The organism is Rhodococcus sp. IEGM 1408 (genome assembly GCF_033142235.1).
In the GTDB taxonomy this organism is placed as follows: Bacteria; Actinomycetota; Actinomycetes; order Mycobacteriales; family Mycobacteriaceae; genus Dietzia.
In genome coordinates this window covers 90,254-104,206 of record NZ_JAWLRW010000008.1, presented here as the reverse complement: position 1 = coordinate 104,206, position 13,953 = coordinate 90,254, and the positions used below count along the sequence as shown (strand labels likewise).

At 72.4% G+C, this 13,953-nt stretch carries 14 protein-coding genes; 6 read left to right on the top strand and 8 right to left on the bottom strand.

Annotated elements, in window-relative coordinates; genetic code table 11:
- Nucleotides 1-14 precede the first annotated feature (14 nt).
- The 4 genes from R4P08_RS13670 to R4P08_RS13655 form a co-directional block, all read right to left on the bottom strand.
- The gene (locus R4P08_RS13670; RefSeq protein ID WP_317814441.1) at nt 15-965 is read right to left on the bottom strand and encodes a phosphate/phosphite/phosphonate ABC transporter substrate-binding protein; all 951 of its coding nucleotides are present in this window, start codon (nt 963-965) and stop codon (nt 15-17) included.
- Nucleotides 966-1,138: 173 nt separating this feature from the next.
- Nucleotides 1,139-1,492 (bottom strand): hypothetical protein, encoded by a 354-nt coding sequence (locus R4P08_RS13665; protein WP_317814440.1) that lies wholly within the window; start codon nt 1,490-1,492, stop codon nt 1,139-1,141.
- Nucleotides 1,489-1,848: a hypothetical protein gene (locus tag R4P08_RS13660; RefSeq protein ID WP_317814439.1), complete on the bottom strand. Its 360-nt coding sequence runs from the start codon at nt 1,846-1,848 to the stop codon at nt 1,489-1,491. The genes R4P08_RS13665 and R4P08_RS13660 overlap by 4 nt, the downstream gene beginning before the upstream one ends.
- Before the next feature lie 151 nt (nt 1,849-1,999).
- The gene (locus R4P08_RS13655; protein WP_317814438.1) at nt 2,000-2,896 is read right to left on the bottom strand and encodes a glycosyltransferase family 2 protein; all 897 of its coding nucleotides are present in this window, start codon (nt 2,894-2,896) and stop codon (nt 2,000-2,002) included.
- Between the two features lie 62 nt (nt 2,897-2,958).
- On the opposite strand from R4P08_RS13655, the gene R4P08_RS13650 reads away from it, so the two are divergent.
- The 5 genes from R4P08_RS13650 to R4P08_RS13630 are packed head-to-tail and all read left to right on the top strand — an operon-like array spanning nt 2,959 to nt 6,844.
- Nucleotides 2,959-3,711, top strand: a complete 753-nt coding sequence (locus tag R4P08_RS13650) for a glycosyltransferase family 2 protein (RefSeq protein WP_317814437.1) — start codon at nt 2,959-2,961, stop codon at nt 3,709-3,711.
- Nucleotides 3,708-4,094, top strand: a complete 387-nt coding sequence (locus R4P08_RS13645) for a DUF2304 domain-containing protein (protein WP_317814436.1) — start codon at nt 3,708-3,710, stop codon at nt 4,092-4,094. The genes R4P08_RS13650 and R4P08_RS13645 overlap by 4 nt, the downstream gene beginning before the upstream one ends.
- A gap of 19 nt (nt 4,095-4,113) precedes the next feature.
- Nucleotides 4,114-4,491: a hypothetical protein gene (locus R4P08_RS13640; protein ID WP_317814435.1), complete on the top strand. Its 378-nt coding sequence runs from the start codon at nt 4,114-4,116 to the stop codon at nt 4,489-4,491.
- Entirely contained in the window at nt 4,488-6,092 is a 1,605-nt protein-coding gene (locus R4P08_RS13635; RefSeq protein ID WP_317814434.1) for an alpha/beta hydrolase, read from the top strand. Before R4P08_RS13640 ends, R4P08_RS13635 begins: the two co-directional genes overlap by 4 nt.
- Nucleotides 6,093-6,103: 11 nt before the next feature.
- Entirely contained in the window at nt 6,104-6,844 is a 741-nt protein-coding gene (locus R4P08_RS13630) for a hypothetical protein (protein ID WP_317814433.1), read from the top strand.
- 12 nt (nt 6,845-6,856) lie between these two features.
- Here the strand turns inward: R4P08_RS13630 and R4P08_RS13625 are convergent, their stop codons facing one another.
- The 3 genes from R4P08_RS13625 to R4P08_RS13615 all read right to left on the bottom strand — a co-directional run bounded on the left by R4P08_RS13625 (nt 6,857) and on the right by R4P08_RS13615 (nt 12,015).
- The gene (locus R4P08_RS13625) at nt 6,857-7,795 is read right to left on the bottom strand and encodes an NAD-dependent epimerase/dehydratase family protein (protein ID WP_317814432.1); all 939 of its coding nucleotides are present in this window, start codon (nt 7,793-7,795) and stop codon (nt 6,857-6,859) included.
- A gap of 90 nt (nt 7,796-7,885) precedes the next feature.
- Nucleotides 7,886-10,018, bottom strand: coding sequence for a DUF6541 family protein (locus R4P08_RS13620; RefSeq protein ID WP_317814431.1), 2,133 nt, complete (start codon nt 10,016-10,018; stop codon nt 7,886-7,888).
- A gap of 83 nt (nt 10,019-10,101) precedes the next feature.
- The gene (locus R4P08_RS13615) at nt 10,102-12,015 is read right to left on the bottom strand and encodes a hypothetical protein (RefSeq protein ID WP_317814430.1); all 1,914 of its coding nucleotides are present in this window, start codon (nt 12,013-12,015) and stop codon (nt 10,102-10,104) included.
- A gap of 135 nt (nt 12,016-12,150) precedes the next feature.
- Between R4P08_RS13615 and R4P08_RS13610 the strand changes: the two genes are divergently transcribed.
- A complete protein-coding gene (locus tag R4P08_RS13610) occupies nt 12,151-12,975 on the top strand; it encodes an HNH endonuclease family protein (protein WP_317814429.1) in 825 nt (274 codons plus the stop codon).
- A gap of 89 nt (nt 12,976-13,064) precedes the next feature.
- On the opposite strand, the gene R4P08_RS13605 is transcribed toward R4P08_RS13610, so the two are convergent.
- Entirely contained in the window at nt 13,065-13,943 is an 879-nt protein-coding gene (locus R4P08_RS13605) for a DUF1542 domain-containing protein (protein ID WP_317814428.1), read from the bottom strand.
- Nucleotides 13,944-13,953 lie beyond the last annotated feature (10 nt).

Below are 13,953 nucleotides of genomic sequence, written 5' to 3'. Positions count from 1 at the left end.
TGCGTCTGACCGACTCAGCTCTGGCAGGCCTCTGCCTTGGTCGCGTCGCAGACCTCGCGGATGGGGTCGTAGTCCGAGTCGTCGACCGGCTTGTAACCCCACTCGATCTCCTCGGGAAGCTCACAGGCGGCCTCTGAAACGCAGATTCCCGCCGCGACGAGGGCCGGCTTGTTGGCCATCGTGCTCAGTGCCTCGTCGATCTTCTTCACCGTCTCGGCGTCGACCGTCTCGGTGTTCACGGCGATCGGATCCTCTGGGATCTTCTCCGACTCCCAGACCGACCTGAGGGCGCCGGGCTGGATCTGGCCGCGGCCCTCGAGAGTGTCGAGCATCGTGTCGTGGGCGAACGCGATGTCGCACTGTCCCGACTCGAGCGAGAGCAGCGAGGCGTCGTGGCCGCCGGCCATGACCGGGGTGACGTCGTCTCCGGCATCCAGGCCGACGTCGAGCAGTCCCTTCGTCGGGACGAGGTAACCGGACGTCGAGGCGGGGTCGACAAAGCAGACCTTCCGACCCTTGGCCGCGGCGAGGTCTGTGATGTCCGAGTCCTCCCGCACATACGCCAGCGAGGAGTAGGCGGGTGCCACGTCGGGGTCGCTGGTCGGAGCCGCGAGCGGCTCCAGGGGGACACCGGAGTCGCGGGCGATCACGTACGAGAACGGCCCGTATGAGGCGAGGTCGATCTTCCCGGCGCGCTGGCCCTCGATGACGGCCGCGTAGTCGGTCGCGTTCTGGAACTCGACTGTCTTCCCGGTCTCCTGCTCGATCAGCGCGATGATCTTCTCGAAATCCGAGCCCAGCGACGCGGATGCCTCCGCCGGCACGGCCGCGAACGTCAGCACATCGGACTCCCCGGAAGCGGCCGGCGCCGATCCTGCGGACTCCCCGCACGCGCTGAGGGCCGGAGCGACCATGAGCGCGGCCGCCGCAGCGGCACAACGGATGATGGTGGACTTGCTGGTCATGGTGGTCCTCCCGAACGCGGTCGTGGCCGTTTGCCCGGCCGCGGTCGAGTCAATAACGCGAGGAACACCGGTTCAGGTCCGGAAGGTGAACGCAGGGGGAAATCTGGTGGAGGTCGGGGCGAGGTTGGTGGATGACCCGGGGCGCGGGCTCGCCTACGCGACGGCCGGACGGCTCACGATGGCAGCGGCCGCAGCGCGTCCGTAACCGGGAACGGTACGACGATCTCGCGCCCGACGTCCTCGATCGCGTCGGTGAGCGCGGTGGAGAGCACCACGCGGTCGGAGTAGACGTGGGCGATGCGGACCACGGTGTCGTGGCCGTCATCCTCCACGACGTAGCGATCCATGAGGAACCTCAGGCCGACCCCGTCGAGGACCTCCTCCGCCTCGTGCCAGTCGTCCGCCGGCTCCAGCGCGCGGCCGAGGCGGTCGATCGGCACGAACCGCGGCTCGGCGACCGTCATGTCGATCCAGCCGACCACCTCGCCGTCGTCGCGCCGGTGCGGGATCCACGTCTCGGGGATCATCCGGATGCTGCCTCTGCGCTCCCACTGATCCGCACAGCGGCGACGGCGCCGAAGACGATCACTGCTTGGACAGCCGGGGTCGCGATCGCGGCGATCACCACGCGCCGGATCCGCCCGCGGCGGGCGAAGATGTAGAGCCAGAACACAGCCACGCTCGCGATGAAAGCGACCATCGGCAGTGCCGTCATCGGCATCTGCCACGGGCTGGAACAGACGAGCACACGACCCTCACTCGCGCACTCGGTCACGGCCAACCCGGCGAACCATCCCGCCCAGAAGGCGAACGGCACAAGGGTCAGCGCCTCCACGGCATAAATGGCCACGGCGAGCGTCCAGAGCTTCCCGGGCGCGTTCACCGGAGGCGCATCCGTGACCATCTCCCCAACCTAACGCCGCGCGACGGCGAGACCACCTTCTTCAGTCGCACCTGCCACGAACCGGATGAGCCGACCCGGACCGCGATCGCGACAGGATCACACGAGTTGCGACACGTCGCGACCGCGCCAATCAGAACTTACGGAACGTGTGGCCGAGCAGCTTCTTCCCGCCCTCGGCGAGCTTGCCCGCCTTGGCCGCGGTGGGCAGCAGGGACAACGCGTTGAGCCGCGAGGTCACGTGGAAGCGCGCCGCCCGCGAGGCGCTGTTCCAACCGCGGGCGGCAAAGGCGTCGGCCTCGCCGGCGAAGAACCGGGCCTCCTCGTCGAAGCGGCGGCCGTCGAGCGCGCGCACCGAGGAGTCGGAGGCCGAGTGGCGGCGGTAGAGGAACGCCAGCGTGGGGTCGTAGATCATGTGGCCGCCGCCGGTGATCACGTCGACCAGCAGCGCCAGGTCCTGCACCACGTCCAGGCCCTCGCGGAACCCGATCCGCTTGATCCACTCGGAGTTCCACGCCAGTGACGGGAAGTAGGTCCAGTTGCCGTGCATGAGCGAGGTCATGAGCTTCTCGCCGTGCAGCACGGTGCGAGCGTCGGCCTTGGGCTGGGTGAACGACTTGACGGAGTCGGACAACCCGCGGACCGGGGCGCCGTTCTCGTCGATCACGTTGACGCCCACCTCCATCACGGCGGCGTCGGGCACGGCCGCGAAGCCGTCGGCCACCACCTGCAGGTAGTTCGGCAGCATGATGTCGTCGGCGCCCATCACCACCACGATCGGCGAGGTCACCATTCCCAGGCACTTGCGGTAGTTGCCGTTGGCGCCGAGGTTGGTCTCGTTCTTCTCGTACGTCACGCGGGTGTCGCCCGCGGTGATCTCGCCCATGTAGCGGCCGGGCTCCGGATCCGGGTAGCCGTCGTCCACCACGACCAGGCGGAAATTGGCGTAGCTCTGCGCGAGGACACTGTCCACGGCCTTCTTGAAGTGGTCGACATCCCCGTAGTAGGGGAGCATCACATCGATGGCCATTGGGGAACCGCCGTCCTTCTCGTCACCGGGTTGTCAGTCTCATCGCATAGTATCGACCCTCGATGAGCGGTGACAGTGAGCGGCATTCAGGGCGGGGCGACGCGGGTGAGGACGACCTCGTGCGCAACCGGGACGTCTGGCTCGTCGTTCCCTGTTTCAACGAGGGAACCGTGATCGAGGACGTGCTCTCCGCAGCGCGCGCCACGTTCCCCAACATCGTGGCCGTGGACGACGGCTCGGCCGATGAGTCGGCGGCCGCGATCCACCGGGCGGGGGCGCACCTCGTGCGTCATCCCGTGAACCTGGGCCAGGGCGCCGCCATCCAGACCGGCATCGAGTACGCCCGCGCGCAGCCCGGCGCCCGCTACTTCGTCACCTTCGACGCCGACGGTCAGCACCAGGTCAAGGACGTGCTGGCCATGCTCGAGCGGCTGCGCAGCGAGCCGGTGGACATCGTGGTGGGCACCCGCTTCGGTCGCCCGCGCGGCGCCGGCGACCAGGTGCCGCTGATCAAGCGGATCGTACTGCGGACCGTGGTCCTGCTCAGCCCGCGCACGCGCCGGCTCGGCCTGACCGACGCCCACAACGGCCTGCGGGTGTTCAACCGGCGGGTCGCGGAGGACCTCAACCTGCGGATGAACGGCATGAGCCACGCCAGCGAGTTCGTCGAGCTCATGGACGCCCACGGGTGGCGGGTGGCCGAACAACCCGTCGACATCCTCTACACCGAGTACTCCATGTCCAAGGGGCAGTCGCTGCTCAACGGGATCAACATCCTCTCCGACGGACTCGTGGGAAAGAGGTTGCCGCGATGATCAAGGCTCTCCTACTGCTCGCCGGCGCCGCGCTGGTGGCGTTCTTCCTGGCCAACCGGCGCAAGGCCCGGGCCAAGGCCGGCGTCAAGATCGGCTTCGTCCTGTTCGTGGTGTTCATGGTCTACGCCGTGATCCGCCCCGACGACCTCACCTGGATCGCCAACCGCCTGGGCGTCCAGCGCGGCACGGACCTGGTGCTGTACGCGCTGGTCATGGGCTTCGCCTTTGTCACCGTCTCCACCTATGTCCGCTTCCGCGAGCAGGAGCTGCGCTACTCGCGGCTGGCCCGGACGATCGCGCTGCAGAACGCGGTGCGGCCGGACGACGACGCCGACGCCCGCGCCGTCGAGCCCGCCCAGGACGACGACCCGCTCCGGCGCTGACCGGGGACCGGGGGCCGACGTGACCGGGGCGACGCCGGCGGCCGGGGCGGCCGACGCTGAGGTACGCGGTGAGGCCGCCCGGCTCGCGCGGAGGCTCGAGGCGGCGGAGCAACGCCTGGACGCGGCTCGAGCCCCTGCCTCCCCGCCGCCGCCGCGCGCGGCGGAATCCGAGGTCCGACGGGTCGACGGGACCGACCGCACCGACGGGGTCGACCGGATCGACCGGATCGACCAGGTCGACGACGAGGTGCGCGCCCTGCTCACCCCCGCCGCGAACCGGGTCGCGGAACTGGTCGAGCTGGCCCGGGCCCTGGCGGACGGCACGGTGTCGGACGAGTCGGCGGATGAGGCCGCGAGGACGATCGCGGCCGCGCAGCCGTCACGGCGGCCGCGGTGACCGGCGCGGCGCCGGAGAACCCGCTCCCGGATCGGGTGCGTCGCCTTCTCGACCTGGCGGGCCGGCTGGCGGCGGCGCGCGACGCGCTCGCCACTGCCCGGGACGCGCTGGCCTCCGCCCCGGCCCGCTCCCCCGCGCTGACCACCCTGACCAGTGCGATCGACGGTGAGGCCCGAGGGTTGGGCGAACTCCTGGCGGGCGTGTACCGGTTGGTCGAGCTCGCCGAGGACACCTGGGACGACCTCGACGGCCCCGACCGCGTGCACGAGACAGTGCCCGAGCCCGGCCGCTCGCGTCTCCGCGACTCCCTGGATCACGCCCTCGACAACGCGCTCGTCGACCTGGCCCGGCTGGCCGGCGTGGGCGGCGAGCGCACCCTCGACACCCGCGCGACCGTCGCCGCGTGGGCCGCGGCCGGACCCGACGAGGTGTATTCGAGCGTCGAGCACATGAGCAAGGCCGACCGGCGGCTGCTCGCCCTGGCCGAGCCGGAGGCCGTGGGCAGCACCTACGGTGTGCCGTGGGCGGTGCGGGCCCGCGCCAATGCCGTGGCGGTGCGCCGCGCGCTCCACCGTGAGCAACTCGCGGGCACGCCGTGGAGTCCGCGGATCGGGCGACTGGAGACGATGGCGCGGCGGGATGCTCGTCGGCGTCGTCGGTCTTTCCTGGCGTTCTCACCGCACCGGGGTGGGCGGATGATCGAGGTGGTGGGCGAGCTCGGCCCGCGCACCGAGGCGGTCGCGGTGTACGTCCCCGGCACCGGTACCAACCTCGACATGTCCCACGTCAACACCGACGTCGCCGTGGACCTGGTCGACGCCGGAGGCGGACGGCTGGCCGTGGTGGCGTTCCTCGACGGCGAGTTCCCGCAGGACATCATGGCCGACGCCGGCAACCCGCGCTTCGCGGAGGCGATCGCGCCGCGGCTCGTCCGGTTCTGCCGCGAGGTGGACCGGGTGATGGAGATCGAGTGCCCCGGCGCCGCGCTCACCGTGGTCGGCCACTCGTACGGCGGCCGGATCGTGGGGACCGCCGAGCGGCTGGGGCTGCGCGCCGACCGGGTGGTCTACGCCGAGTCGCCCGACCTGGGGGTGGGCGTCCGCGGACCGTCGGACTGGCGCTCCCCCGGCCCGGTCCGACGCTTCTCGTTCACCGCGCCCGGGGACCCGGTGGAGTTGCTCCAGATCCGGTTCGGGCTGCGCCGCAGCTGGTCCACCTCGGACCTCGGTGACGCCGCCGTCCGCCTGGACACCGGGTACTTCGCGGACGGCACGCCCGTCTACGGGACGCGCGGGCACGGCGGGGTGTTTGACCAGGGTTGCGGAGCGTTCGAGGCGATGGTGGCGGTGATGCTCGGCGGGTCGGTACCGCGGTGGCGCGACCGGGAGATCCGGGCCCGCCACACGCGTGTGCGGCGGGGTGACGACGGGCGGGTGTGGCCGACCGTGAAGCGCCACACGGTCGGGTTGTGGCTGCGCCGGGTCGAGGAACCGTACGCCGACCCGGAGGTGCTCTGGGAGGCGCCTGAACACCTCGTCGTCGTCCCACCCCCCGCCCGTTCCGGGGTGGCGGGGGTTGTAGTAAGTGCTGAGGGTGACTGATACTGGGGCCCATGGCTTTACGCGACGCACGGTTCTCCCGCCCCTCGACCGCCGCGTTCGCGATGGGCGCGGTGGGCGTCCTGTCCGTGGGCCTGATCTCGGGCGGGCTCTGGTACGACTCGCACCGCAGCGCCGAGGCGATCGACCGGGCGCGGGAGCAGGTGTCCGCCGGGCAGAGCGCGCAGCTCACTCCCGAGCCGGTCGTGGCGGCCACCTCCGAGCAGCCCACGTCCGCCGAGCCCACCTCCGAGCAGCCCACCTCCGAGCCGTCGACTTCCGAGACGTCGACCGAGCCCGGCGCCGAGGAGTCCTCACAGATCCCGGCGGCCGCTCCGGTTCAGCAATGGTCCGCCGCGCAGTACGTGGCCCCGGCGACCAGCGTGCCGACCGTGGCCACCACGCGCCGAGCCCCCGCCGTCGCGCCCCAGCCGGTGCGCCAGGCCCCGGTCGTCCCCGCCGAGCCTGCCCCGGCCGCCGGGGGCGCCCAGCCTGCCGGCGGCGATACGGCGCAGAGGTCCAACACCCCCGACTCGCCCGAGCTCGAGGTCACCCAGCCCGGCGAGGCGGGGTTCGTCCCGCTGCCCCGTCTGCAGGGCTTGCTGCTGCCGTTCCTCCCGCAGGCCAACCCGGCTCCGCAGGCCCGAGTGGCTCCGCAGGCGGCCGCCGCGGACGGTGCCGCTGCTGCCACCACCACTGACGCCGCCGCGGACGGTGCCGCTGCTGCCACCACCACTACTGACGCCGAGGGCTGAGTCCGCGCGACCTCAGGCGCGGAAGTAGTCCACCGTGCGGGCCACGCCCTCACGGATCGGCACCTGCGGGGTCCAGCCCAGGACCTCCGCGGCCCGGCCGGCGTCCAGCGCCGAGCGCGCGACATCGCCCAGCCGGGCGGGGGCGTACTCGGGATCGTCGGCTGAACCGGCGGCCTCGGCGACCAGCGTGTGCAGCTCGCGGTCACTGGTCTCGACGCCGGTGCCCACGTTGAAGCGCTGTCCCTCCGCGGCGGGGACGGTGGCGGCGCGCACGAATGCGTCCACCACGTCGTCGACGAAGACGTAGTCGCGGGTGTTGCCGCCGTCGCCGAACACGCGGGTGGGCTGGCCGGCGAGCAGTCGCTGGGAGAAGATCGCCACCACCCCGGCCTCGCCGTGGGGGTCCTGCCGCGGCCCGTACACGTTGGCCGGCGCCACGCCCGCCCATTCGATGCCGTAGAGGCGGGAGAACATCTGCAGGTAGATCTCGCCGGCCACCTTGCCGGCCGCGTACGGGCTGAGCGGGTCGACCGGGCGGGACTCGGCCACGGGCAGCTCGGTGACGGGGCCGTAGATGGACCCGCCCGAGGAGGTGAACACGATCCGCCGCACGCCGGCGCGGCGCGCGGCCTCGGCCAGCCGCACGGTGCCCACCACGTTGACCTCCGCGTCGTACACCGGGTCCTCCACCGACAGCCGCACGTCGATCTGCGCGGCCAGGTGGAACACGATCTCCGGCGCCGCCTCGGCCACCACGTCCACGATAGTGGGATCGGTGAGGTTCAGCTGGTGGAAGACGAACCGCTCTCCGGCATCACGTGCGCCCGCGAGGTTCTCCAGGCGACCCCGGGACAGGTCGTCGACCACGGTCACCTCGTGTCCCTCGGCCAGCAACCGGTCCACCAGCGTCGACCCGATGAACCCGGCCCCGCCTGTCACGAGTGTCCGCATGTATATCCCCTTCCGGTGTGCGGCGATCCCGCCGCGGCGCCCTGTTCAGCGACCTCTCGGTGAGGATACGATGCCGGCCCACCGGCGTGGTCACTCTCGGCCGTACAGCGCCGTGGCTCGGGTCAGCGGGGTGCGCCCGTCGGGCGGGAACGGCGAGTCGGCCAGGACCTGTTCGAGCTCGCCCTCGGCCAACGCGGCCCGGACGGCGAAGATCCGCACGTGGGAATCCGCGTACACCTTGACCAGACCCGGGGTGTCGTCGAGCCGCAGCAGGTGCTCGTTGGGCTTCTGGAATCCCCAGTAGTTGGGGGGGCTGACGTACACGTACGTCACGCCGAGCTCGTCCAGCGCGGCGTCGACCCGAGGGTCCGCACCGGCCCGGTCGATGGTGTTGAACAGATAAGTGGTGAGTGGCTCGGTGGGCCCGGAGCGCAGGTAGTGGCGGGCGGTGGAGGGCAGGCCGTCGGTGGCGTACATCCAGCCTGACCCCTCATCCGGGTTGGTGTAGACGAGGCCGGTGTGGGCCTGCGGCTGCTCGGACAGCCACCGGAAGGCCCGCAGGTCGTGGTCGTCGACCATCCGGCCCCAGCGTTGGCTCACGCCCGCCGCCACGGCGTACTCGGGCGAGGCCTGCACGACCCACGACCCGACCCCGACCAGCGCCGCCAGGGCCACGGCCACGCGCGCCAGATCGGCGCCGCGGCCGGCCGGGTCGGTGATCGGGTCGATCAGGCGCGCGAGCCAACCCGCCAGGGCCTGGACCCCCACCCCCACACCCACACCCACGGCAGCGGCCACGAGGACCGCCAGGACCACCCCGATCCGGCGCGGGTCGTTGTAGTAGATGCTCCCGATGCCGCGGAGCACGCCGCCGGTCCAGTTGCCAAAGACGCTCATGGAGTTGACGCACACCACCAGCAGCCCGCCCCAGAGCAGGATCGGCCACACCACCAGTCGGCGGAGCATGACGATCAGCCCCAGCGCCGCCAGGGACAACAGCACCCAGCGCACGCCCCAGTCCTGGACGTGGCGGACCTGCAGGGCCACGGCCTTGCCCCAGACCGCGGCGCGGTCGGCGTCGATCTCGAACTCGAAGGCCGAGATGTCGTCGGCCTCCTCGGAGACGGTGAGCACCTGGGGCAGCAGCGTGAGCACGCCCGCGAGCGCGATCCCGGCCAGCACGAGGAAGTCCCGCAGGCGCCCCCGGACGGGCCGCCACAGCCCGTCGAACAGCCACCAGAACAGGACGACGACGCCGGCGGTGACCATCGCCGAGGGGTGGACGCCGCCGATGCCGACGAGTCCCAACGCGGCGGCGGGCACCAGGCGGCGGTCGGCCACGGCCGCGACCACCACCGCGGCGACGAGCCCGGCCAGCCCGTTGGCCACGGCGGACGGGGTGGCGGCCACCATGATCTCCACGAAGGGCAGACCGGGGAACAGCGGCGTCGCCATGGCCGCGACCGCCGCGGAGGTGGCGGCGGCAGGCCGGGAGAACCGGCGGTGGGTGATGAGCCAGGCCAGCGCGGCCACCCCGAGCGGGAACGCGAGGGCCATGGAACCGACCTGCACGAGGTTGTAGGTCTCGACCGCACCGATCCCGCGCAGTCCCATGACCAGGGCGGCGATCGCGTGCCACGTGCTCGGGTAGTAGAGGGCGGCCCCGTTCTCCGGGTAACGCAGCTCGCCGGCCTGGTCGGGCGACGCCAGCCCGCCGTCGTGGATGAACCGGATGTAGTTGACGTGCCAGTGCGCGTCCCAGCCCTGGAAGACGTTCGCGGTGCCGCCCGGGGTGGCGGAGAGCTCGGTGAGGATCATCTGGCCGATCAGCCAGGCGCTGACCAGCACCGCCGCGCCCGGCAGCAGCCACCACCACGACCTGCGTCGCTGCGGCTGTACGGACTCGCGGCCCTGCTCTCCACCCTGCGTTCCACGGCGACCCCGGGTCCCGCGCTTCCGTCGACGCCGCGCGCGACGCCACACCCAGGCCGTGCCGGTGATCAGCAGCCCGATCACGCCGACCACCGCCGCGGCCGCCGCGGTGGCGACGGCGTAGCCACCGAGCGACCAGGGCACGCCCATCCGGCCGTAGACGTAGCTGGCGATCGCGGCGATACCGAAGGAGACGGGCAGCGAGGTGGCCGCCGCCAGCCGGAGCGGGAGCTGGGCGGCGAGCCCCACGAGCAACCCGGGCATCACGAGGAGCGCGGTGAGGGTCATCATGACCATCGCGATGTCGATGACCCGCCTCCGTCCCTAGCGTTCCCGTCCGATCCGCCCATTATGGTCCACCCGTCCGCCCGGACTCAGCGCGGCACGAGCACACCGACGGGTCCGCTCCCGACGCACAGGTCCGCGGTGCCCCCACTCGGCGTGAGGGTGACCCCGGTTCCGCCGCCCTCGACGCGGACGAAGACCGTTCCCAACCCGGCCGTCACCGGCACCGTCGCCTCCTCGCCCTCGTCCAACCGGACCGCGACTGTCCCGTCCGCATCGACCAGCAGGTTGAGCCGCAGCACCCAGTCGCGGTACAGCAGCGGGCCGTCCAGTCCGATGCGGGCGCCGTCGGCGGACACGCGGTGCCCGCAGTCGGCCTCGGGCCCCTGCGGGATGGTCCGCCCGGGGACGACGTCGGCCGGGCGCAGGCCGCCGCTGGCGTCCACCACGACCGGCTCGCCTGTCCACGCCCCGATCGGCGGCAGCCCGGGCACCCCGGCGAGGACGGCCCCCAGCCGGTTGGCCGGCGCGGTGACGGGCAGGAGGACCTCGGGCGGCACCTCGGTCTCCAGCATCGGCTCGCCGGACGGGGAGGACTCCCGCTCGCGCAGCGCCTCGACCAGCGGGAGGAGGTAGTCGCGCGACGGTTGCTCCGCCCAGACCCCGCGGTAGGTGAGGAGTGAGTACGACGACGACGAGACCACCACCACGACCAGGCCCGCCACCGCCCACCGTTCCCACCGGGCAGCGGCGAGCGCGCGCCTCCCCTGCCGCCGGGGCGCCGCGAGGGCCAGCCCCAGAACTGCGGCCAGGACGACCACCGAGTCGGCGTGGTAGCGCAGCGTCCGCACGATCTCGGCGGCGGTGTCCGGCCCGAGGCGCCCCACCGCCACCATGAGCACCGAGGCCAGCGGATAGAGCGCCGCCAGCGCCCACGCGGGCCCGGTGTGGCGCCGGGTGGTCAGGGACCACGCCAGCACCAGCGCGCAGACCAGCGCGCCCGCCGCCACCGCCATCGCGGGGGGATCGGCCATCGGTGGCCCCGGGTGCCAGCGTTCCCACTGCCACGGCCCGCCGGCGAGCGTGGGCAGCACCGACAGCCGATAGGTGTTGTCCACGAGCGCCCACAGGCCGGGCCCGGGTCCGTCGGAGTCGCTGGGGACCAGCCCCCCGCCGGCGCGGCCCACGGTCACCGCGAAGACCGCCGCCCACGCGGCCAGCACCAGCGCCTGGGCCGCCCACATCGCCCGGGTGGAACGCCACAGCAGTGCGAGACCCCTGTGTCGGGCCCGGTGATCCGCCGCGGTCTCGTCGTCGTCGTCGCCGTGTTGGTTGTTCTTGTAGTCGCCGTGGTCTCCCTTCACCGTCCACCACCAGCACAGCAGCACCGCGGCGGCCACCACCGGCACCAGCACCGCCTTCTCCACGAAGAGCAGTCCCACCACGGTGGCCAGGACCGCACCGACCGCATGGCGGCGATGCCCGGTTTCGGCGAGGCGGATCGTCGAGGCCACCGCCCAGGCCATGGCGGCGGTCAGCGGGAGCGCGTTGACGGCCGCCGACCACCACGTGGCCGCGGGCAGCCCGAGCGGGATCGCCAGGGCCAGGACCAGGGGCACCAGCAGCACCGGCCGACCCCGCAGGAGCACCCACAGCATGCGGGCGAGCGCCGCGCCCGCGAGCAGGTGCAGCGCGGCGATCTGCAGCAGCGGCAGCCGGAAGTCCAGCGGCGCCGTGTGGGCCGCCAGCCAGACCAGGGCCATACCGCCGGGCATGAGGTGGCCGTCGTGGTCCGAGAGCAGCAGCTCCGCGCCGGGGAGGCGGTGAGCGGCGGCGTGGCCGTGGAGCAGCAGGTCGTCCCAGTAGAACCACCCCGCTCCGGCCACCCAGGTGCGCAGCGCCGTGGCCGCCACCACGACCAGCGCGCAGAGCCCCACGAGCGCGCGGGAGCTGATCGTGGCGGGCGTAGAGGACGTGGCGGGCACTTCTGCGGCGGACGGCATCGCGAGCCAGGCTAGCCCGCGGGCGCCGCGTGCGTCCCCGACATCCCCGGTCCCGTCCGCGCTCGTCGGTGCTCTGCCGCAGAGGGAAGCGCAGCCGCCCCCGGCGATGTCGGAGCGCCTCGCTAAGGTGCCGCCATGACCTCTCGGACCACACGCGTCGCTCTAGCCACAATCGCGGGCGTCCTCGTCCTGGCCGGGACCGGGGGCTGCGCGGCCACCGCGACCGACTTCGCCAGTGCCGTCACCGGTTCGTCCGCGGTCGCCGCCAGCTCGTCGGGGCCGACCTCGTCGTCGTCGACCCTTCCGTCACCACCTCCGGCAGTGGAACCGGCGCCGTCACCCGCACCGTCACCCGCACCCGAGGCCGGGCCACCGGTCGATCCCCTCATCGCGCCTGCCCGGGCCGCGCTACCCCTGCTCGCGGTGAAGGGCCGCGCGCCCAAGACCGGTTACGACCGGGACCTGTTCGGGCAGGCCTGGTCGGACGATGTCTCGGCGGAGTTCGGACACAACGGCTGCGACACCCGCAACGACATCCTCCGGCGGGATCTGCAGGAGATCACGGTCAAACCGGGGACCCGGGACTGCGTGGTGCTCACCGGGGTGCTGTACGGGCCCTATACCGGGAAGCGCATCGACTTCGTCCGCGGTCAGGGCACCTCGATGGCTGTGCAGATCGACCACGTGGTGGCTCTGTCTGACGCCTGGCAGAAGGGCGCACAGCAGCTCTCGACGGACCAGCGGCGCGAGCTCGCCAACGACCCGCTCAACCTGATGGCGGTCGACGGGCGGACCAATCAGCAGAAGGGCGCGGGCGACACCGCCACGTGGCTCCCGCCGAACACCGACTTCCGCTGCAGCTATGTCGCGCGGCAGGTGTTGGTCAAGGAGCGCTACGCGCTGTGGGTCACGCAGGCCGAGCGTGAGGCGATGGAGCGGATCCTGTCCAGCTGCGGCTGACGCCGGCTGCGGGCGCGGGGGCCGGCCCCGGTGGCCGGGCCGGCTCAGAACTCGCCGGCTCAGAACGGGCGGGCTCAGAACGGGCCGGCTCAGAAGTCGAAGAACCCGCCGCCGTCGCCGCCGAACAGACCGCCGTCGAAGAAGCCTCCGCCGCCGCCGTCTCCCCCGCCGTCGCCGCCGAACAGGCCGCCGTCGAAGAAGCCTCCGCCGTCGCCGCCCGCATCGCCGCCGCCGTCGCCGCCCATGAGCCCGCCGTCCAAGAAGCCCTCGCCGCCGTCGCCACCGCCCATGTCGCTGACGTCCGCGCCGCCCTCTCCGACCCCGGCCGCGAAGTCGTCACCGGAGTAGCCGATGCCCGACATACCGGCGAACATCATGTTGAACATCATCATCGAGCCCATCATCCACACGCCCGTGGTCAGGGCGGAGGCCCACCACGGCTCGGAGTACCAGCCCGCGGGAACGGGCCGTCCGGCCACCACGCCGCCCGGGTAGTAATGGGGCGTCTCGTCGCTCGGATCGGTGGCGGCCTTCATGGTCCGGCCCTCCACGTCGACGGCACGGTCCTCGGTCACCCGGCCGGCACGGTCCTGGCCCGGAGTGCTCGGCAGCTCGGGCCCGGGGTCCAGCCCCATCGCTGAACGGGCGGCCCGCACGTAGTAGAGCCCCTCGAGGGCGGTGTCCTTTGCCAGCTGCGCCTGGACGGGGGTGCGGGCGTTCTCCAGCTCCGTCACGGCCTGGGTGTAGCGCTCGGAGGCGTCGGCCATCGCCTGCTTGGACGCCTCGTCGGTGCCGTCGAGGTTCAACACCTGGCCGCCGAGCCGCTCGATCCACCGCGCGGCCTCGGCTCGATGGTCCTCGAGGTGGCGGTTGTCGTGCGCCTGCAGCTGGGTCTGGCCCTTGTTCTGGCTGCGCGAGACCATCGCGACGGCCAACGCGATCACTGCGGCGATGAGGAGGAATTCCACTGGTCGACCT